Below are 21,694 nucleotides of genomic sequence, written 5' to 3'. Positions count from 1 at the left end.
TAACGCTGAAATCTCATTACGGATGACAATGGTTTTCAGGTTGTTAAAAAGTTTCTGGGAATTATGTTTAAAGTATTCTTGACATAAAATGTTACCATTTTGTGCTTAAACAATACTTTTCCATAACTTCTGTTTTTCGTTAAGTTTATTTTTTCATCGTGGAACGACGGCAAACAATATATAACGACATATATGTAAGATAAATGTTTAATATTTGTCAAACAAGATAATGTTTTTTATAGTAAAGGTTTGAAGCGTGATCTTTCTCACTGTTCAAGCTAAATGTTAATAATCATATTGTGTGGTAATTGTAATAACAATGTGAAGTACTTATACTTCCGTCAGGTCTCCGGATTACCCTGATGTAGGAGCACCCAGCGTAACCAAATCACAACTTTATGATGAACAGTAAGGATTGTTAGTTTTATTATGTTGTGTCTTTGTATCCTCTTAGCGCTGTCTGATTCCCGCCCAGGACCGGAGGATGGAAAATAAAAAAAAGCTTTGTGGGCAAAATTGTGAAAAAACAAAGACCTGTCAACCTTGATCTGCGGACGATTAACCAACCCGTCTCCGCAATAGCATCGATCTTGCACCGTATCTCAGGCGTCATCACCTTTATCGCAGTCGGCATTTTGCTGTGGTTGTTGGGTATGTCACTATCTTCGCAGGAGGGATTCCTACAAGCATCTGAAATCATGACTGGCTTCTTCGCCAAATTTATCCTGTGGGGGATATTGACGGCGTTGGCTTACCACGTTTGTGGGGGTATTCGCCATGTATTGATGGATTTCGGCTTCTTGGAGGAAAACCTTGCTACCGGTAGTGCTTCTGCCAAAGTAGCAATAGTGATCGCGGTTATTCTGTCTATTCTGGCTGGGGTATTATTATGGTAAGCAACGCATCCGCATTGGGTCGTACGGGTATTCAGGATTGGCTGCTGTTACGTGCATCTGCAATTATTATTGTTTTGTACGTCCTTTACCTCGTTGGTTTTGTCGCAACAACGTCGGATATGACTTATGAAGTCTGGCGCGGTTTCTTCTCTGCATCTCTCACTAAAGTGTTCACAGTATTGACGTTAATTTCCATTCTGGTTCACGCATGGATCGGTATGTGGCAGGTGCTGACAGATTATGTCAAGCCTCTCGCACTGCGTCTGGTGCTGCAACTGGTAATTATTGTGGCACTGTTATCTTATTTGATTTACGGAACAATTGTTGTGTGGGGTGCATAAATGAAACTGCCAGTAAGAGAGTTTGACGCTGTTGTTATCGGTGCTGGCGGCGCAGGTATGCGTGCCGCACTACAAATTTCACAAATGGGTTTATCCTGTGCCTTGATTTCCAAGGTATTCCCAACCCGTTCACATACTGTTTCAGCACAGGGCGGAATTACTGTAGCTCTGGGCAACACCCATGATGATAACTGGGAATGGCATATGTATGACACGGTGAAAGGCTCCGATTATATCGGTGATCAGGATGCCATCGAATATATGTGTAAAACAGGGCCAGAAGCCATTCTGGAACTGGAACACATGGGCTTGCCGTTCTCCCGTCTGGATGATGGCCGGATTTATCAGCGTCCATTCGGCGGGCAATCCAGGAATTTTGGTGGTGAACAGGCTGCTCGTACTGCCGCTGCCGCTGACCGTACTGGTCATGCTCTACTGCACACTTTGTATCAGCAAAATTTAAAAAATCACACGACTATTTTCTCGGAGTGGTATTCACTGGATCTGGTTAAAAATCAGGATGGTGCGATTGTTGGTTGTACCGCTATTTGTATTGAAACGGGTGAAGTCGTCTATTTCAAATCTAAAGCAACCATTTTGGCAACCGGTGGTGCAGGCCGTATATATCAATCCACAACCAATGCGCATATTAATACAGGTGATGGTGTTGGTATGGCTCTGCGTGCTGGTGTCCCTGTGCAGGACATGGAAATGTGGCAATTCCACCCAACGGGTATCGCTGGTGCGGGTGTATTGGTTACAGAAGGCTGCCGTGGTGAAGGCGGTTACCTCCTGAATAAAGATGGTGAGCGCTTCATGGAGCGTTATGCACCAAATGCGAAAGATCTTGCCGGTCGTGATGTGGTTGCTCGTTCCATCATGATTGAAATCCGTGAAGGTCGTGGTTGTGATGGTCCATGGGGACCTCATGCGAAATTGAAACTGGATCATCTGGGCAAGGAAGTGTTGGAATCCCGTCTGCCGGGTATCCTCGAATTATCCCGTACTTTCGCTCACGTAGATCCGGTGAAAGAGCCGATTCCGGTTATTCCGACTTGCCACTATATGATGGGTGGTATTCCGACGAAGATCACTGGTCAGGCATTGACAGTCAACGAAAAAGGCGAAGACGTTGTGATTCCGGGCTTGTTTGCCGTGGGTGAAATTGCCTGTGTATCCGTTCACGGAGCAAACCGTCTGGGTGGTAACTCATTGCTCGATTTGGTGGTATTCGGTCGTTCCGCAGGTTTGCATTTGAAAGAGTGTCTGATGGAGCAGGGGACCAGCCGCGATGCCAGTGAATCTGATATTGATCTTGGATTGCAACGTCTGAATCGTTGGAACAATACCCGTTCAGGTGAAGATCCAGTTGAAATCCGTAAGACTCTGCAATCCTGCATGCAGAATAACTTCTCGGTATTCCGCGAAGGCGACTCAATGGCGAAAGGGCTGGATGAACTGAAAGTGATCCGTGATCGTTTGAAAAATGCTCGTCTGGATGATACTTCGTCAGAATTCAATACCCAGCGCATCGAATGTCTGGAATTAGATAACTTGATGGAAACTGCTTATTCTACCGCAGTCGCTGCGAACTTCCGCACAGAAAGCCGTGGTGCCCACAGCCGTTTTGATTACCCAGAACGTGATGATGCTAACTGGCTCTGCCATAGCCTGTATTTGCCGCAAACTGAGAGCATGACTCGTCGTGAAGTAAATATGCAGCCAAAACTGCGTGAAGCTTTCCCGCCGAAAGTGCGTTCTTACTAATTGCGTTGCTGATATTCCAGTTGCGGAGAAATAGATTATGAAACTTGAATTCTCAATTTATCGTTATAATCCAGATGTAGATGATGTGCCCCATATGCAGGACTACACTCTGGAAGCTGAGGAAGGGCGTGACATGATGTTGCTGGATGCACTTATCCAGCTAAAAGAGCAAGATCCGACCTTAGCATTCCGTCGTTCTTGCCGTGAGGGAGTTTGTGGCTCTGATGGTGTGAATATGAATGGTAAAAATGGTTTGGCTTGTGTTACGCCGATTTCAGCACTGCGTCGTGGCAATAAAAAAATTGTTATTCGTCCGTTGCCGGGCTTGCCTGTGGTTCGTGATCTGGTTGTTGATATGGGGCAGTTTTATGCGCAATATGAAAAAATCCGCCCTTATCTGATTAATGATGATAAAAATCCTCCATCGCGTGAACACCTGCAATTACCAGAACAGCGTGAAAAATTGGATGGCTTGTATGAATGTATTCTATGTGCTTGCTGCTCGACATCCTGCCCGTCATTCTGGTGGAATCCTGATAAATTTATTGGTCCAGCGGGTCTTCTGGCAGCGTATCGTTTCTTGATTGATAGCCGTGATACTGAAACAGCCTCACGTTTGGATAATCTGAATGATGCTTTCAGTGTTTTCCGCTGCCACGGGATCATGAACTGTGTCAACGTATGTCCTAAAGGACTGAACCCGACAAAAGCGATTGGTCATATTAAATCTATGCTGCTGAAACACAGTGCATAAATAAAATTTTGTGCATAAATAACACATAATTTGCGTGTGAATAATGCATATAATGTTGCCCTCCACAAATTTGAAATAAATACCAAACCAGTGGAGGGCATAAAGAATGAAAAATGATAAATTGCCTACTGTAAAAGATTATGCATATTTCTAAATATAAGGAACCCTTAAAAACTGTATTCAGTTTTTAAGGGTTCCTTGAGGGTAGAAAAACCCAAATTAAAGAACATGCATTAAGCACGTCCAAATGAACCTTTTGTCAACACCGCTAATTAAGCGGTATTTGTTAACCACGGCGAAAACTAAAGCTTTTAAAGCTTAAGGGATCACAATGCAGAACGGCGCAATGAAGGACTGGCTGGACTCGAGCTTTCTGGCTGGTGCAAACCAGTCTTACATAGAGCAACTCTATGAAGACTATATAACCGATCCTAACTCTGTTGATGCAAGTTGGAGAGAAATTTTCCAACAATTACCGGATGTAGGACTTGGCGGGGAACAACTTCACTCACAGACACGCGATTATTTCCGTCGTCTGGCAAAAGATGCCACGCGTTACCACTCTTCGGTCAGCGATCCGGCAATGGATGCAAAACAAGTCAAAGTCTTGCAGCTCATCAACGCATTCCGCTTCCGCGGACACCAACATGCGAACCTTGATCCATTGGGATTATGGAAACAGGAATCTGTACCAGATCTTGATCCTGCTTTCCATAATTTAACAAAAGCGGATTTTGAAGAAACGTTTAATGTGGGCTCTTTTGCCATTGGTAAAGAGACAATGAAATTGGCTGATCTGTATGACGCATTGAAGCGCATTTATTGCGGTTCAATTGGTGCGGAATACATGCATATCACCAATACAGAGGAAAAACGTTGGATTCAGCAACGTCTGGAATCTGTGGCGGTAAGTTCACAGTTCAGTTCAGAAGAAAAACGTCGTTTCCTGAAAGAGTTGACGTCTGCGGAAGGTTTAGAACGTTATCTTGGCGCTAAGTTCCCGGGGGCGAAACGTTTCTCCCTTGAAGGTGGTGACGCTCTTATCCCTATGCTGAAAGAGCTGATTCGCCATGCGGGTAAACAGGATACCCGTGAAGTTGTGTTTGGAATGGCACATCGTGGTCGTCTCAACGTTCTCGTTAACCTTCTGGGTAAAAAGCCAGCCGATCTATTCGACGAATTTGCGGGTAAACACAAAGAACACCTTGGTACTGGTGACGTAAAATACCATCAGGGTTTTTCTTCTGATTTCGAAACTGAAGGTGGCTTAGTTCATTTAGCACTGGCCTTTAACCCATCTCACCTTGAAATTGTCAGCCCTGTCGTTATCGGTTCTGTTCGTGCCCGTCGTGATCGTCTTGATGAAGGTCGCAGCAATATGGTTCTGCCTGTTACCATCCACGGCGATGCAGCAGTCACAGGGCAAGGGGTTGTTCAGGAAACACTGAACATGTCTCAGGCTCGTGGCTACGAAGTTGGTGGTACAGTTCGCATTGTGATTAACAACCAAGTTGGCTTCACGACTTCTAATCCGAAAGATGCACGTTCAACACAGTATTGTACTGATATTGTGAAGATGGTTCAGGCACCTATTTTCCACGTTAATTCAGATGATCCAGAAGCAGTTGCATTTGTTACTCGTCTGGCACTTGATTTCCGTAATACCTTTAAACGTGACGTGATGATCGACTTGGTTTGTTATCGTCGTCACGGCCATAACGAAGCTGATGAACCAAGTGCAACCCAGCCACTGATGTACCAGAAAATCAAAAAACAGCCAACAGCCCGTAAAATCTATGCTGACAAGCTGATAGAGGAAGGTTTGCTGGCTGCCAATGATGTCACTGAGATGGCTAATCTGTATCGTGATGCGCTAGATCATGGTGATTGTGTTGTTGATGAATGGCGTCCAATGGGACTTCACTCATTCACATGGGAGCCTTACCTGAACCACGAATGGGATGAAGAATATCCGCATAAAGTGGATATGAAACGTCTGCAAGATCTTGGGAAACGTATCAGTTCCATTCCTGCCGAAGTTGAAATGCATTCACGTGTTGCCAAAATTTATGGTGATCGTGCCGAAATGGCTAATGGCAATAAACTGTTTGACTGGGGTGGAGCGGAAACACTGGCTTATGCAACGCTGGTTGATGAAGGCATTCCTGTGCGTCTTTCCGGTGAAGATGCGGGTCGTGGTACTTTCTTCCACCGCCATGCAGTAATTCACAATCAGACCAATGCTTCTGTCTATGTGCCGCTGGAAAATATTCACAATGGTCAGGGTGCATTCAACGTATGGGATTCGGTACTGTCAGAAGAAGCAGTGCTGGCATTTGAATACGGCTATGCAACAACAGAACCTCGTGCCCTGACGATTTGGGAAGCTCAATTTGGTGACTTTGCTAATGTAGCTCAGACCGTAATTGACCAGTTCATCAGCTCCGGCGAACAAAAATGGGGTCGCATGTGTGGTCTGGTTATGTTGTTGCCACATGGTTATGAAGGTCAGGGACCAGAGCATTCATCAGCGCGTTTGGAACGTTATCTGCAGCTGTGTGCAGAGCAAAACATGCAGGTGTGCGTGCCATCGACACCAGCTCAGGTTTATCACATGCTGCGCCGTCAGTCTCTGCGAGGTATGCGTCGTCCGCTTATCGTTATGTCACCTAAATCACTTCTGCGTCACCCATTGGCTGTATCCAGTCTGAATGAAATGGCTGACGGCAAATTCGAACCAGTGATTGGTGAAATTGATGTATTAGATCCAAAGGATGTTAAACGTGTTGTACTTTGTTCCGGTAAAGTTTATTACGACCTTCTGGAACAGCGCCGTAAGAATGAACAGACTAATGTTGCTATCGTGCGCATTGAACAGCTGTATCCATTTCCACGTCAGCATTTGCAAGCTCAGCTTGAGCAATATGCTCACGTTCATGACTTCGTCTGGTGTCAGGAAGAGCCATTGAACCAAGGGGCCTGGTATTGCAGTCAACATAATTTCCGTGAAGCGATCCCATTCGGGGCATCTTTACGTTATGCAGGTCGTCCAGCATCTGCTTCCCCGGCTGTGGGATATCCGTCTGTTCACCAGAAGCAACAGAAAGCACTGGTTGATGACGCACTGAACGTTGAATAAATAAGGATAGAAAATGAGTAGCGTAGAAATTCTGGTTCCGGACCTTCCTGAATCTGTTGCAGATGCCACTGTTGCAACATGGCATAAAAAACCGGGTGACACCATAGAGCGTGACGATGTGCTGGTTGAAATTGAAACTGACAAAGTTGTTTTGGAAGTACCAGCAAGTGAAGCTGGTGTTCTGGAAGCTATTTTGGAAGAAGAAGGCACCACTGTATTGTCCAGGCAACTGATTGGTCGCATCCGTTTGGGTGACAGCACAGGCATACCTGCTGAAGTGAAAGAAAAAACAGAATCAACACCAGCACAACGCCAGTCTGCCTCTCTGGAAGAAGAAAGTAATGATGCTCTGAGTCCAACGGTTCGTCGCTTGATCGCAGAGCATAATTTAGATCCAGCTGCAATTAAAGGCAGCGGTGTAGGTGGTCGTATTGTTCGTGAAGACATAGAAAGATATATCGCTGCGAATAAAAAAGAAGGTGATAAGCCTGCTGTATCGGCACCTGCGGCACAGAAATCTCCACTGCCACATCGCAGTGAGAAACGTGTTCCAATGACTCGCCTGCGTAAGCGTGTTGCTGAACGTCTGCTGGAAGCGAAAAACAATACGGCAATGTTGACGACATTCAACGAAGTCAACATGAAGCCAATTCAGGAACTGCGCAAGCAGTACGGCGATGCGTTTGAAAAACGTCATGGCATGCGTTTGGGCTTTATGTCTTTCTATGTGAAAGCAGTGGTTGAAGCATTGAAACGCTATCCAGAAGTGAACGCTTCTATTGATGGCACTGATGTGGTTTATCACAACTATTTTGATATCAGCATTGCAGTATCTACACCACGCGGGCTGGTTACACCTGTATTGCGTGATGCAGATGCACTCGGCATGGCTGATATTGAGAAAAACATCAAAGAGCTGGCTATCAAAGGCCGTGACGGTAAATTGACTGTTGAAGAACTCACTGGCGGTAATTTTACCATTACTAATGGCGGTGTTTTCGGCTCGCTGATGTCTACACCTATCATTAACCCACCACAAAGTGCAATCCTCGGCATGCATGCCATTAAAGATCGCCCAATGGCAGTGAATGGTCAGGTTGAAATCCTTCCTATGATGTATCTGGCACTGTCCTATGATCACCGACTGATTGATGGCCGTGAATCGGTGGGCTTTCTGGTGACCATCAAAGAAATGCTCGAAGATCCAACACGTTTGTTGCTGGATGTATAGCACCACTATCGGCGGAGGGTGTTAAGCTCCGCCAAGTCTGAAGTAGTACGACGTTGATGTAAAAATGTATATACAGGCCAGCCTTCGGGCTGGTCATATCCAGAGCAACAAAATAGAAGGTAGTTTACCTTTCTTAGATAAAATTATGGATAGAACATCATGAATTTACACGAATATCAGGCAAAACAACTTTTCGCACGGTATGGTTTACCAGCACCTGCTGGCTATGCTTGCACAACCCCGCGCGAAGCAGAAGAAGCAGCATCCAAGATTGGTTCAGGCCCTTGGGTCGTTAAATGTCAGGTTCATGCAGGTGGCCGGGGTAAGGCTGGTGGCGTGAAAGTCGTCAATAGCAAGGAAGAGATCCGTGCTTTTGCTGAACAATGGCTGGGTAAACGACTGGTCACTTACCAGACAGATGCACAGGGACAACCTGTTCATCAGATTTTGGTGGAAGGAGCAACCGACATTGCCAAGGAGCTGTATCTCGGTGCTGTTGTTGATCGTGGTACGCGTCGTGTAGTTTTCATGGCCTCAACTGAAGGTGGTGTCGAAATAGAAAAAGTGGCGGAAGAAACGCCCGAGCTGATTCATAAAGCAATTATCGACCCACTGACTGGCCCTATGTCTTATCAAGGCCGTGAATTGGCGTTTAAACTCGGTTTGACTGGTAAGCAAGTTGGTCAATTCACCAAGATTTTTTTGGGATTGGCAAACCTGTTCCTGGAGCGTGATCTGGCTCTGGTTGAAATCAACCCGCTGGTTATTACTACTCAAGATGACCTCATCTGTCTGGACGGGAAATTGAGCGCTGATGGTAACGCCATGTTCCGTCAGGCTGAACTGCGTGAAATGCATGATTCTTCACAGGAAGATTCACGTGAAGCTCAGGCTGCACAGTGGGAACTAAACTATGTTGCGCTGGATGGAAACATTGGTTGCATGGTGAATGGTGCTGGTCTGGCAATGGGAACGATGGACATTGTCAAACTGCACGGCGGTACCCCGGCAAACTTCCTTGATGTGGGTGGCGGTGCGACGAAAGAGCGTGTTACCGAAGCATTCAAAATTATTTTGTCAGATGAAAATGTCAAAGCTGTTTTGGTAAATATCTTTGGCGGTATTGTCCGTTGTGACCTGATTGCTGACGGCATTATTGGCGCTGTGGAAGAAGTAGGCGTTAACGTACCAGTCGTTGTTCGTCTGGAAGGAAACAATGCTGAACTGGGTGCGAAGAAACTGGCAGACAGTGGTTTGAACATCATTGCAGCGACCAGTTTGACAGACGCAGCTAAACAGGCAGTAGCAGCGGTGGGGAATAAATAATGTCTATTTTAATCGATAAAAATACCAAAGTGATTTGTCAGGGCTTTACCGGTAGCCAAGGTACTTTCCACTCAGAACAGGCGATTGCTTACGGTACTCAAATGGTTGGTGGTGTGACACCAGGCAAAGGCGGTACTGAGCATTTGGGATTACCCGTGTTCAATACTGTACGTGAAGCTGTTGAAGCAACGGGTGCAACCGCTTCTGTTATCTATGTTCCAGCCCCATTCTGTAAAGATTCTATTTTAGAAGCGATTGAAGCAGGTATTAAACTGATCATCACTATTACAGAAGGTATTCCAACGCTTGATATGCTGACAGTGAAAGTAAAACTGGATCAAGCGGGTGTTCGCATGATTGGCCCTAACTGTCCGGGAGTGATAACTCCTGATGAATGTAAGATCGGTATTATGCCTGGTCACATTCATAAATCCGGCAAAGTGGGCATTGTCTCGCGTTCTGGTACACTGACTTATGAAGCGGTTAAACAGACTACTGATGCTGGATTAGGGCAATCTACCTGTGTCGGTATTGGTGGTGACCCAATCCCGGGTTCAAACTTTATCGATATCTTGAAGCTGTTCCAGGAAGATTCACAGACTGAAGCCATTGTGATGATTGGTGAGATTGGTGGCACAGCAGAAGAAGAAGCGGCTGCTTATATCAAAGATCATGTGACTAAACCTGTTGTTGCTTATATTGCGGGTGTAACTGCACCTAAAGGTAAGCGCATGGGACATGCGGGAGCAATTATCGCTGGCGGTAAAGGCACAGCAGATGAGAAATTTACTGCGCTGGAAGCGGCAGATGTTAAGACTGTTCGCAGTCTTGCTGACATTGGTGATGCCGTAAAAGCACTATTGGCGTAATCAATTTCAAAATAAGCTATTTTTATAGGAAAAGGCTACCTCAGGGTAGCCTTTTATTTTTATTTATAAGATTAACAGTAAGTTAGTGTATTTATAAGAGATGGTATTTTTAAATTTAATTTAACCTATTTTAGAATATTCTATTTATTTTATGAATTTAATTCGAAATATTGAAAAATATATCTTTTAAGGAATGAAAATGAAAAGTTAATTTTATAATGTTTTTTACAGCAAAAAATAAATTACAGCTCATTGAAAATAACAATTTATTAACACTAAACAAACTAGAATGAAATAATAGATGTAATGCTTAACAAAACAAGGAAAAAACTGACTAAAATCAACTTATTACCATGAAATACATTCGCTAAACTTGATTAAATTGATCTAATATATATAGATATTAGCTTGGGAATCTACGCCATTGTTGACCTATATTCAGAATTCTAAGCTGGGTCACGTAAAAGCTATTTATTGTGTGTGAATATAAGCGTAATATTATTGTGGTATCTATTTATTTTTTGATTTAGTTAATAATTTATTATTGTGTTTGAGGCATTTATTGCTGGTAGTTACGAGACTTTTATTTTGTAAAGTCGGGTTGCCGCAAGTCGGTGTCTTCTTGCCAGGAGCTAGGAGTCAAGATGTTTGATATTGTCGAACTGTCACGATTACAGTTTGCCTTAACTGCCATGTACCACTTTCTGTTCGTGCCTTTAACGCTCGGTATGGCGTTCTTGCTTGCGATCATGGAAACGGTATATGTCCTTTCTGGCAAACAGATCTACAAAGATATGACAAAATTCTGGGGCAAGTTATTTGGTATTAACTTTGCTCTGGGAGTCGCAACAGGTTTGACTATGGAGTTCCAGTTCGGGACTAACTGGTCATATTTCTCACACTACGTTGGTGATATTTTTGGTGCGCCGCTGGCCATTGAAGGTCTGATGGCATTCTTCCTCGAATCTACATTCGTTGGCCTGTTTTTTTTCGGATGGGATCGCCTGAGCAAGAAACAACATTTAGCGGTTACTTGGCTGGTTGCATTAGGCTCTAACTTCTCTGCATTGTGGATTTTGATTGCGAATGGTTGGATGCAAAACCCGATTGCATCTGATTTCAATTTCGAAACAATGCGAATGGAAATGGTGAGTTTCAGTGAATTGGTACTGAACCCGGTAGCTCAGGTGAAATTTGTTCATACTGTTGCTGCGGGCTATGTAACAGGTGCCATTTTTGTATTGGGCATCAGCTCTTACTACTTGCTTAAAGGGCGCGATCTTGCGTTTGCCAAACGATCTTTTGCAATTGCTGCAAGTTTTGGTATGGCTGCGATATTGTCTGTGATTGTTCTGGGTGATGAATCTGGATACGAAATGGGTGATGTGCAGAAAATTAAACTGGCTGCGATTGAAGCTGAATGGGAAACTCAGCCGCCTCCGGCCTCATTCACACTGATTGGTATTCCTGATCAAGATAAAATGGAAAACAAATATTCCATTCAAATTCCTTATGTTTTGGGTTTGATTGCTACTCGCTCCACAGATACGCCAGTTGTTGGTTTGCGTGATTTGATGAGCCAACATGAACAACGAATTCGTAACGGTATCAAGGCATATGAGTTGCTGGAAGAGTTGCGTTCAGGCAATACTGACCTAAGTGTTCTCAACGCATTCAACGAAAGTAAAAAAGATCTTGGTTACGGCATGCTCGTGAAACGTTACACTGAAAACGTTATTGATGCGACAGAAGAACAAATTCAGGCCGCAACGAAAGATTCTATTCCACGTGTAGCGCCACTCTACTTTGCATTCCGTATCATGGTCGCCGCAGGCTTTATCATGCTGCTGGTTATCGGTCTGTCATTCCTGAGCGTTATCCGCAACCGTATCGGTCAGAATAAATGGTTGCTGCGCGCTGCACTGTTCAGCATTCCTTTACCGTGGATCGCCGTTGAAGCAGGATGGTTTGTTGCAGAATATGGTCGTCAGCCATGGGCAATTGGTGAAATTCTGCCAACCGCAGTTGCTGCTTCAACACGCAGTGTCGGGGATCTGATTTTTTCAATGGTACTGATTTGTGGTCTGTACACTTTGTTCTTGATCGCAGAGATGTTCTTGATGTTCAAATTTGCCCGTCTTGGCCCAAGCAGCCTCAAGACTGGTCGTTATCACTTTGAACAGAAAACAGCTTCTTCAGCGAACAATATTGAGTAAGCAGGAGTCCACTTATGCTTGATTATGATGTATTACGATTTATATGGTGGCTGCTGATTGGTGTGTTGCTGATCGGTTTCACAGTGACTGATGGTTTCGATATGGGAGTGGGTATCCTACTGAGAATCATCGGTAAAAATGATACCGAACGCCGTATCATGATTAACTCCATCGCCCCACACTGGGATGGTAACCAAGTTTGGTTAATTACTGCTGGCGGAGCTTTGTTTGCAGCATGGCCAATGGTATACGCAGCCGCTTTCTCTGGTTTCTACGTGGCGATGATTCTGGTATTGGCTGCCCTGTTTTTCCGTCCGGTTGGTTTTGATTACCGCTCAAAACTGGAAAACAGCACATGGCGCAATATGTGGGACTGGGGACTGGTTATCGGTAGCTTCGTACCTGCACTGGTCATTGGTATTGCATTTGGTAACTTGTTGCAAGGTGTACCGCTAGCAGTGGATTCCTACCTGCGTGTTTCCTATGAAGGTTCATTTTTCGGCTTGTTAAATCCTTATGGTCTGCTGGCTGGCGTGATCAGCCTGATGATGATCGTGACACAAGGTGCCACTTACCTGCAAATGCGTACAATGGGTGAGTTGCATCTGCGTTCCCGTACTGCAACGTATATTTGTGCGGCGATAACAGCAGTTGCTTTCCTGTTGGCTGGGGTATGGCTGATTTATGGTATCGATGGTTATGTTGTAACGAGTGGTCTGGATGTGAATGGTGTATCTAACCCACTGCATAAAGAAGTTGTTCAGCAGGCGGGTGCGTGGCTGACTAACTTCAACAATTATCCGATCCTGTGGACAATACCAGCTTTAGGTGTACTTCTCCCTCTGTTGACTATGCTGGCAACTCGTTTGGATAAAGGCGCCTGGGCTTTCTTCTTCTCATCATTGACAGTAACTTGCATTATCCTGACCTCAGGTATTGCTATGTTCCCATTTGTGATGCCATCAAGCATTGATCCAAATGTCAGCCTGACTATGCGGGATGCGACTTCTAGTCAGTGGACGTTGCAAATTATGTTCGTTGTTGCTCTTATTTTCATTCCTATTATTCTGTCTTACACCATCTGGTGTTATTACAAAACCTTTGGGCGTTTGGATAAGAGTTACATTGAAAACAACAAACACTCACTGTACTAAGGAGCATGGACATGTGGTATTTTGCTTGGATTCTCGGAACGCTCTTGGCTTGTAGTTTTGCTATTATTGCAGTATTGGCACTTGAGCATAGCGAATCAAAAAAAAGCGACTAAGAGTGACGAAAAATAATGTTGGCTGATAAATGTTACCAACTTATGGATAAGGGCCCATTGAGGGCCTTTATAGTTTATAAATACGGTGACTAAGGTAAACGAGTATAGCTAACATATACCCAATGGATTTCAAGTTGCATCGCGACGGCAAGAGAGCAAATCCCCGGGAGCATAGATAACTATGTGACCGGGGTGAGCGAGCGCCGCCAACAAAGAGGCAGTTTGAAAGACGAAGTGTATAGTTGTGGTTTGAAAGACTATGATTTAGATAATTAATAAAAATAAATAATAGAAAAGTAAATTTCATTAGTTTTTTATTTAAAATAAATAATGTATTTCAAATAATTATTTGTTAATTTCTTATTTTGGTTGATTTTTCTGTGAATATTTTCCTTACCAAGTGATTTGGGATTTATTATTTCAATTTTATCTATAAATAATAAAGTTATGCTTTAAAATTTAGTATATTATGTTAATTATTTAAATTAACATTAATTTTAGTGTATTATCTTTTTATGTAAAATGTGCATTTGTATAGATAGTTACTATTTATAACTTTTTGAATAAAAATAAATTATATTATTTTAATCGAACTCAGTGATGATGGGTTTCTGTTTTTGACTGAAGGCATTGTCTTCTGAGCTGACTAGTAAATTTTATGATTAGTTTGATTATTGTACAAATTGTTTTAAAGGTCATCTATTTTGGTTCTAAGTTTATGCATCGTTGGTCTGTAATTTTTTTAACTTCTTTTACTGACAAGTCATTCCAAAGCGCTATTGTCTTGAGTATAGTGACAACGTCAATTCGCCGAATATAGGATTATATGAGTAAGATGTTATTCCGTTGGCCTATCCGTGTTTACTATGAAGACACAGATGCTAGTGGTGTAGTCTATCATGCACGATATTTGTTCTTCTATGAAAGAGCCCGTACAGAGATGCTGCGTGAAAAAGGCTACAACCAACAGTACATGCTGGATAAGCAAGTTGGTTTTGTTGTCAGCCGTATGACTATTGACTACCGGAAACCAGCGAAATTAGATGATCAGCTGGTTGTTGAAAGCGAAATTATGAGTATACGTGGCGCTTCTCTGACATTTATTCAACGAATTGTTGATTGCAAGGGTCTAGTTATCAGTAACGCAGAATGTCTGGTTGTCTGTGTGAATTCATCTCAAATGAAGCCTATTGCGCTTCCAAAGTCTATTGTCGCGGAGTTTAAGTAGTGACTGACATGAATATCCTTGATTTATTTCTTAAGGCAGGTTTCTTAGTTCAGCTTATCATGCTGATTTTGATCGGTTTTTCTATCGTTTCTTGGGCAATCATTATTCAACGAACAAAGATACTTAATGCCGCAAGTCGTGAGGCGGAAGCATTTGAAGATAAATTTTGGTCGGGTATCGAATTATCTCGTCTTTATAAAGAAAGTCAGTCTCGTCGTGAGTCGTTAAGTGGTACTGAACAGATTTTTCATTCTGGTTTTAAAGAATTTTCGCGTTTGCATCAAGCAAATAGCCATTCTCCAGAGGCGGTTATTACAGGAACTTCCCGTACTATGCGCATTTCACTGAATCGTGAGCTGGAAACATTGGAAAATCACATTCCGTTTTTAGGAACGGTTGGCTCCATTAGCCCTTATATTGGTCTGTTTGGCACGGTTTGGGGAATAATGCACGCTTTTATCGCATTGGGAGCGGTTAAACAGGCCACTTTGCAAATGGTTGCGCCTGGTATTGCGGAAGCTCTGATTGCGACTGCCATCGGTCTATTTGCTGCGATTCCGGCAGTGATGGCTTATAACCGCTTGAATCAACGTGTCAACAAATTGGAACAGACTTACGATAACTTTATGGAAGAGTTCTTGGCCATTCTGCATCGTCAGGCTTTTGCTTCCAATACTAATAAGTCGTAATCAATCGTAAGGGGAAATCAGCGAATGGCGCGCACTCATAGTCGCAGACGTGAGCTAAAATCCGAGATCAATATCGTCCCCTTGCTGGACGTGTTGCTGGTGTTGTTGCTGATCTTCATGGCAACCGCACCGATTATCACGCAAAGCGTAGAAGTCGATTTACCTGATTCGGTGGATTCAAAAACAGTTTCCAGCACTGATAATCCACCCGTTATTGTGGAAGTTTCTGGGGTAGGAAAATACAGCATGGTTGTTAATCAGGAACGTTTGGAGTTGTTACCTGAACAACAAATCGTCGCCGAAGTTCAAACTTTAATAGAATCCAATCCGAAAACGGTTTTCTTGATTGGTGGTTCTAAAGAAGTTCCTTATGATGAAATTATCAAGGCGTTGAATATGCTTCGTCAGGCGGGTGTAAAATCGGTAGGTTTAATGACCCAGCCTATCGGAGCCTGACAGCGACTGTCACTTAAAGTTTCTGGATGTCGAGAGTGGAAAAGACAAGCGAGCAAAACAATAAGTTGAATCGCGCCATTATCATTTCGGTAATATTGCACATTATCCTGATCGGATTTCTGATTTGGGGATCGTTGGTGCAAAAAACGGAAATGGGAGGTGGTGGACAAGATGGTACTGTCATTGATGCTGTTATGGTCGATCCGCATGCGGTTGTTCAGCAATATAATCAACAGCAACAGCAGCAGGCTAATGCAAAGTTAGCCGAACAACAGCGAAAGAAGAAAGCTGAACAGCAGGCTGCTGAATTGAGGGCAAAGCGGGCTGAAGAACAAGAACGTCTGAAAACGGCTGAAGAAGAGCGAATTAAAGCTCAGCAAGCGGCTGAAATCCAGAAAAAACAGGCTGATGCTGCCGCCACTAAAGCGCGCGAAGATCAGGAACAGGCTGCTAATGCTGCTGCTAAGGCACGTGAAGAGCAAAAACAGGCGGAAGACGCGGCTATAAAAGCGCTGGCAGAAAAAGAAAGAATTTTAAAAGAGCAAGCTGAAACGCGACAGGAAGTGGAGGCTCAGGCGAAGAAAGAGGCCGAAGAAGCTGCAAAACATAAAGCGGTTGCTGAGGCAAAAGCTAAAGCAGAAGCGAAGGCAAAAGCCAAAGCTAAGGCAGAAGATGCGAAACAGGCTCAAGCAATTAATGATTTGTTAGGTGGATTGACATCCAATGCACCTAAACCGGGTGGGGCGACTGCGGTAGGAAAAGGCGGTGGTAAGAAAAGCGGTCCTTCCGACTCGGATATCAATAATTATAAAGGGCAGATTCAGTCTGCAATCCAGCAAAATTTTCGCGACCCAGACCTATATATCGGTCGTACCTGTGAGTTAAAGATAAAACTGGCATCAGATGGATTGCTGATTGATATCAAAACAGGAGTCGGTGATCCGGCATTGTGTCGTGCTGCGCTTACAGCAGCTAATTTAACCAAGAAAATGCCACGCCCACCAAGCAAAGAGATTTATGAGCATTTTAAGGATTTCACACTAGACTTTAAACCTCAGTAAGGTAATTGTTTGGTACAGAAATTTTATTTTCTAGGTAAAATTTAGAATAATTTATATGAACAAACAAAATTATTAGATTTTATTTAGGTATCTAGTTTTGTTTGTTAGCGTTTGTTAGAATCCGCGGATTATTGCGGGCATATAAGTGATCGCAATAAGGGAGAAATGATGAAGCAAGCTTTTAATCAGATGTTTAAAGTCGTACTGAGCTTTTTGATGATGTGGGCAGCACTTGCTCATGCAGAAGTTCGTATTGAAATTACACAAGGTGTTGATTCTGCTCGCCCTATTGGGGTTGTCCCATTTAAATGGACTGGAGTGGGTGGGGTTCCTGAAAACATAGGTTCAATTATTGCTGCGGATTTGAGAAACAGTGGAAAATTCAATCCTATTGACTCAACCCGTATGCCACAACAACCAACTACCGCGTCAGAAGTAACACCTGCGGCATGGTCTGCGCTTGGAATCGATTCAGTGGTTGTTGGGCACATTCAACCGAGTGCAGATGGGAAATTTCTTGTTTCTTACCAGCTGGTTGATACTGCTGGTGCACCAGGAACGGTGTTGGCTCAGGATCAATTCTCAATAGAGAAAAAATGGCTGCGTTTTGCAGCGCATACAGCGAGTGATCAGATTTTTGAGAAACAGACAGGAATTAAAGGGGCGTTTCGTACTCGTATAGCTTATATAGTTAAAAATACCAATGGCGCGAAATTCCCATATGAGTTGCGTGTTTCTGACTATGACGGTTATAACCAGTTTACTGTACATCGTTCACCTGAACCATTGATGTCACCAGCATGGTCACCAGATGCTTCCAAACTGGCTTATGTGACATTTGAAGGTGGTCGTTCCGCTTTGGTTATTCAGACACTGGCTACGGGGGCAAAACGTGAAGTAGCATCGTTCCCTCGTCATAATGGAGCACCTGCATTTTCACCGGATGGAACTAAATTGGCCTTTGCTCTATCTAAAACAGGCAGTTTGAACCTTTATCTGATGGATTTAGCTGCTGGCCAAATCCGTCAATTAACTGATGGCCGCAGTAACAATACTGAACCAAGCTGGATGCCAGATAGCCAAACACTGGTCTACACCTCAGATCAGGGTGGTCGCCCCCAGCTGTATAAGATCGATATTAATGGCGGTGCTCCACAACGCCTAACTTGGGAAGGACCACAGAACCAAGATGCAGATGTTAGCCCTGACGGCAGTTTTATCGTGATGGTTAGCTCGGCAAGTGGTAGTCAGCACATCGCCAAACAGGATCTGGCAACGGGATCTGTCCAAATTTTGACAGATACGTTTCTAGATGAAACGCCGAGTATCGCACCTAATGGCACTATGGTGATTTATAGCTCCACTCAAGGGTGGGGAACTGTATTGCAGCTAGTTTCGACTGATGGGCGTTTCAAAGCGCGTCTTCCGGCTACTGATGGACAGGTAAAATTCCCTGCCTGGTCGCCGTATCTGTGATGCATAATAATATGTATGGCAAACTATAAAAGGATCAAAGAGATGCAACTGAATAAAGTGCTAAAAGGGCTGATGTTGGCTTTACCAATCATGGCCTTAGCTGCGTGTAGTGCTAATAAAACTGGTAACCATGATAAGTCTAATGTAAGTACTGTTGATAATTCATCTAAAGCTGGTTTGTCTGCTGAAGAATTAGCACGTCAGCAAATGCAAGAGCTGCAAAACAACAATATCGTATACTTCGGTTTCGACAAGTATGATATCAACAGCGAATTCGCTCAGATTCTGGATGCACACGCTGCATTCCTGCGCACTAATCCATCTGTTAAAGTGACTATTGAAGGTCATGCTGACGAACGCGGTACTCCAGAGTACAATATCGCGCTGGGTGAACGTCGTGCAAATGCAGTGAAAATGTATCTGCAAGGCAAAGGTGTTTCTGCTGACCAGCTCGCTATCGTTTCTTACGGTAAAGAAAAACCAGCTGTACTTGGCCATGACGAAGCAGCATACGCGAAAAACCGTCGCGCTGTAATCGTATACTAAGAGTAATGCATGAACAGTAACTTCAGACGTTATGTGTTAGGTCTGTCGTTATTGGTTGGCGTAGCGGCTCCTTGGGCCGCTACCGCCCGATCGCCAATCAGTAATGTCGGCTCAGGCTCCACCGGTGAGCGCCTTTCCCAATTAGAGCGTATTTCTGATGCTCACAGCCAGTTATTAACCCAACTCCAGCAACAACTTTCTGACTCTCAACGTGATATCGATACGCTCCGTGGTCAAATTCAGGAGAATCAATATCAGTTAAATCAGATCATTGAACGTCAGAAGGATATGTATCTGCAATTGGATAAAATTATTAATCCATCAGCTGCGGAAAGTTCAGAAAATAAAGATGCTAACCCTTCGACACCGACCGGAAATAAACAATCTGCTGCGTCGTCAAGCACGGGAAGTGAAAAGGGTGATTATGATGTAGCCATTTCTTTGGCAATTAATACCAAAGAATATGATAAGGCGATTGCAGCATTTCAAAATTTTGTCAAAGCCTATCCTAAGTCCAAATATTTATCGAATGCTAATTATTGGTTAGGACAGTTGAATTACAATAAAGGTAAAAAAGACGACGCAGCTTATTACTTTGCGACTGTTGTGAAAGACTATCCTAAGTCACAAAAAAGCAGTGATTCCCTGTATAAAGTTGGTCTAATTATGCAGGAAAAAAGACAAAAGGGTAAAGCGAAAGCAGTTTATCAACAAGTAGTTAAGCAATATCCTGGTACTAATGCGGCAAAAATGGCCGAGAAAAAGATTTCTGGGATGTAATAATTATCCCCAAAAGGTCATATATTGGTCTTTTTGGGGATAATTGGGTGATTAGTAGTCATGTGAATTAATTTTCTAAAATAAATATTGCGCTGTTCTGAAAAACCAGTAATATAAGCCGCCGTTGGCAGGGATAACTGCCAAACGGATTTAGATGGGTCGTTAGCTCAGTCGGTAGAGCAGTTGACTTTTAATCAATTGGTCGCAGGTTCGAATCCTGCACGACCCACCATCTAAATCTCCAAACCAAACTTATCCTCAGATGGGTCGTTAGCTCAGTCGGTAGAGCAGTTGACTTTTAATCAATTGGTCGCAGGTTCGAATCCTGCACGACCCACCATCTAAATCTCCAAACCAAACTTATCCTCAGATGGGTCGTTAGCTCAGTCGGTAGAGCAGTTGACTTTTAATCAATTGGTCGCAGGTTCGAATCCTGCACGACCCACCATCTAAATCTCCAAACCAAGCTTATCCTCAGATGAATCGTTAGTTCAGTCGGTAGAGCGGTTGACTTTCAATCAATTTGAAACATAAAAAGATTGAATAGCCAATTTGGCTCGCAATTCTACCTTTATGGTGTAAATATACTAAACATTAATTTATGGTAAGGATAAGAAAGCGTGGATTTTTTCGATATCACTGACAGATTAGTACATATTTCATTAGGAACGGGTGGTTATGACCTTTCATATATTGAAGCGACAGGTACGATAGCAGGTTTATTATGTATTTGGCTCGCTAGTCAGGAAAAAATCATCAATTATCTATTTGGATTAATTAATGTCTCATTATTTGCCATAATCTTCTTCCAAATCCAACTCTACGCAAGCCTCATCCTACAAATCTTTTTCTTCGCTGCTAACATTTATGGTTGGTATGCCTGGAGCCGAATGGATGACCAAAAACAAGTAGAACTTAAAATTCGGTGGCTTAGTCCCAAACAGATGATCATTGTTGCAATAGTATCCATACTTACCATATTAGTCATAACGTTCAATATTGATCAAATTTTTGGTTATATGGCAAAAGTTGTGGTACTCGCTTTACAGGCCATAGGCTTTAATATAGTCATGCCTAAATTGGAGCCTGATGCTTTCCCATTCTGGGATTCGGTGATAACAGTATTATCGGTAGTGGCAATGATATTGATGACCCGTAAGTATGTAGAAAACTGGCTGATATGGGTCATTATTAATGTTATCAGCGTAGCTATCTATTATCACCAAGGTGTTTTGTTGATGTCATTGCAATATATTATTCTGATGGGTATTGCACTAAATGGTGCACGTTTATGGATCAAGGCAGCTCAACATAACGAACAACCACCGAAAAAAGTGTAAATTAAAACTGATGACAGGCCAGAGATAATCAATCAATATGCTGATGGCCTGTCATAACTTATACCCAATGGCTTTCAAGATGCAGCGCGACGGCAAGGGAATGACAAATTCGTCGGGAACGAATTTGCCCAGCCAAAGGCTGGCCTCCGGTGAAAGGCAGGAGCCTTTCATTAATCCCCAAGAGCATAGCTAACTATAGCAGAATCATAATACTGTGTCATAATACCTAAATCCCAATGACAAGGTAGAATTGAGATGGGTTACAGTCTAGATTTTCGAAGAAGAGTACTGGCATACAAAGACAAGCATGCA

19 protein-coding genes and 3 tRNA genes are annotated in these 21,694 nt (G+C 43.3%); all 22 read left to right on the top strand.

Annotation, left to right across the window (positions count from 1 at the left end):
• Positions 1–506 precede the first annotated feature (506 nt).
• The 22 genes from sdhC (at position 507) to pnuC (ending at position 21,382) form a co-directional block, all read left to right on the top strand.
• Complete coding sequence (sdhC, locus tag BM329_RS10125; RefSeq protein WP_092552521.1) at positions 507–896, top strand: succinate dehydrogenase cytochrome b556 subunit; 390 nt, start codon at positions 507–509, stop codon at positions 894–896.
• Complete coding sequence (gene sdhD, locus BM329_RS10120; RefSeq protein WP_092552518.1) at positions 890–1,237, top strand: succinate dehydrogenase membrane anchor subunit; 348 nt, start codon at positions 890–892, stop codon at positions 1,235–1,237. Before sdhC ends, sdhD begins: the two co-directional genes overlap by 7 nt.
• Complete coding sequence (gene sdhA / locus BM329_RS10115) at positions 1,238–3,004, top strand: succinate dehydrogenase flavoprotein subunit (RefSeq protein WP_092552515.1); 1,767 nt, start codon at positions 1,238–1,240, stop codon at positions 3,002–3,004.
• Between the two features lie 37 nt (positions 3,005–3,041).
• Positions 3,042–3,758, top strand: coding sequence for a succinate dehydrogenase iron-sulfur subunit (locus BM329_RS10110; RefSeq protein WP_092552512.1), 717 nt, complete (start codon positions 3,042–3,044; stop codon positions 3,756–3,758).
• A gap of 331 nt (positions 3,759–4,089) precedes the next feature.
• The gene (gene sucA, locus BM329_RS10105) at positions 4,090–6,897 is read left to right on the top strand and encodes a 2-oxoglutarate dehydrogenase E1 component (RefSeq protein ID WP_092552509.1); all 2,808 of its coding nucleotides are present in this window, start codon (positions 4,090–4,092) and stop codon (positions 6,895–6,897) included.
• Between the two features lie 13 nt (positions 6,898–6,910).
• Positions 6,911–8,128 (top strand): 2-oxoglutarate dehydrogenase complex dihydrolipoyllysine-residue succinyltransferase, encoded by a 1,218-nt coding sequence (gene odhB / locus BM329_RS10100; RefSeq protein WP_092552506.1) that lies wholly within the window; start codon positions 6,911–6,913, stop codon positions 8,126–8,128.
• A gap of 159 nt (positions 8,129–8,287) precedes the next feature.
• Positions 8,288–9,454: an ADP-forming succinate--CoA ligase subunit beta gene (gene sucC / locus BM329_RS10095; RefSeq protein WP_092552503.1), complete on the top strand. Its 1,167-nt coding sequence runs from the start codon at positions 8,288–8,290 to the stop codon at positions 9,452–9,454.
• Complete coding sequence (gene sucD, locus BM329_RS10090; RefSeq protein WP_092552501.1) at positions 9,454–10,323, top strand: succinate--CoA ligase subunit alpha; 870 nt, start codon at positions 9,454–9,456, stop codon at positions 10,321–10,323. Before sucC ends, sucD begins: the two co-directional genes overlap by 1 nt.
• Before the next feature lie 644 nt (positions 10,324–10,967).
• Positions 10,968–12,539 carry a cytochrome ubiquinol oxidase subunit I gene (gene cydA, locus BM329_RS10085; RefSeq protein ID WP_092552498.1) on the top strand — a complete coding sequence of 524 codons (1,572 nt, stop codon included), beginning with the start codon at positions 10,968–10,970 and terminating at the stop codon, positions 12,537–12,539.
• Positions 12,540–12,553: 14 nt separating this feature from the next.
• A complete protein-coding gene (gene cydB / locus BM329_RS10080) occupies positions 12,554–13,693 on the top strand; it encodes a cytochrome d ubiquinol oxidase subunit II (RefSeq protein WP_092552495.1) in 1,140 nt (379 codons plus the stop codon).
• Between the two features lie 11 nt (positions 13,694–13,704).
• Positions 13,705–13,806, top strand: coding sequence for a cytochrome bd-I oxidase subunit CydX (cydX, locus tag BM329_RS10075; RefSeq protein ID WP_092552492.1), 102 nt, complete (start codon positions 13,705–13,707; stop codon positions 13,804–13,806).
• A gap of 826 nt (positions 13,807–14,632) precedes the next feature.
• On the top strand, positions 14,633–15,034 hold the full coding sequence (ybgC, locus tag BM329_RS10070; protein WP_177216246.1) for a tol-pal system-associated acyl-CoA thioesterase: 402 nt from the start codon (positions 14,633–14,635) through the stop codon (positions 15,032–15,034).
• Positions 15,034–15,723: a Tol-Pal system protein TolQ gene (gene tolQ / locus BM329_RS10065; RefSeq protein ID WP_092552486.1), complete on the top strand. Its 690-nt coding sequence runs from the start codon at positions 15,034–15,036 to the stop codon at positions 15,721–15,723. The genes ybgC and tolQ overlap by 1 nt, the downstream gene beginning before the upstream one ends.
• 24 nt (positions 15,724–15,747) lie before the next feature.
• Entirely contained in the window at positions 15,748–16,179 is a 432-nt protein-coding gene (gene tolR / locus BM329_RS10060; RefSeq protein ID WP_092552483.1) for a colicin uptake protein TolR, read from the top strand.
• A 35-nt stretch (positions 16,180–16,214) separates the two neighbouring features.
• Positions 16,215–17,240: a cell envelope integrity protein TolA gene (gene tolA, locus BM329_RS10055; RefSeq protein ID WP_177216245.1), complete on the top strand. Its 1,026-nt coding sequence runs from the start codon at positions 16,215–16,217 to the stop codon at positions 17,238–17,240.
• 165 nt (positions 17,241–17,405) lie between these two features.
• Positions 17,406–18,716: a Tol-Pal system beta propeller repeat protein TolB gene (gene tolB / locus BM329_RS10050; RefSeq protein WP_422643826.1), complete on the top strand. Its 1,311-nt coding sequence runs from the start codon at positions 17,406–17,408 to the stop codon at positions 18,714–18,716.
• Between the two features lie 42 nt (positions 18,717–18,758).
• Positions 18,759–19,262: a peptidoglycan-associated lipoprotein Pal gene (gene pal / locus BM329_RS10045; RefSeq protein ID WP_092552474.1), complete on the top strand. Its 504-nt coding sequence runs from the start codon at positions 18,759–18,761 to the stop codon at positions 19,260–19,262.
• Between the two features lie 9 nt (positions 19,263–19,271).
• Entirely contained in the window at positions 19,272–20,042 is a 771-nt protein-coding gene (gene cpoB, locus BM329_RS10040; RefSeq protein ID WP_092552471.1) for a cell division protein CpoB, read from the top strand.
• 156 nt (positions 20,043–20,198) lie between these two features.
• A tRNA-Lys gene (locus tag BM329_RS10035) sits at positions 20,199–20,274 on the top strand.
• Positions 20,275–20,306: 32 nt separating this feature from the next.
• A tRNA-Lys gene (locus BM329_RS10030) sits at positions 20,307–20,382 on the top strand.
• Between the two features lie 32 nt (positions 20,383–20,414).
• Positions 20,415–20,490, top strand: a tRNA-Lys gene (locus tag BM329_RS10025).
• Between the two features lie 172 nt (positions 20,491–20,662).
• A complete protein-coding gene (gene pnuC, locus BM329_RS10020) occupies positions 20,663–21,382 on the top strand; it encodes a nicotinamide riboside transporter PnuC (protein ID WP_092552468.1) in 720 nt (239 codons plus the stop codon).
• Positions 21,383–21,694: the final 312 nt, after the last annotated feature.

Origin of the sequence: Xenorhabdus koppenhoeferi (assembly GCF_900116635.1) — a bacterium.
Lineage (GTDB): Bacteria > Pseudomonadota > Gammaproteobacteria > Enterobacterales > Enterobacteriaceae > Xenorhabdus > Xenorhabdus koppenhoeferi.
This window is presented reverse-complemented; position numbering and strand designations above follow the sequence as displayed.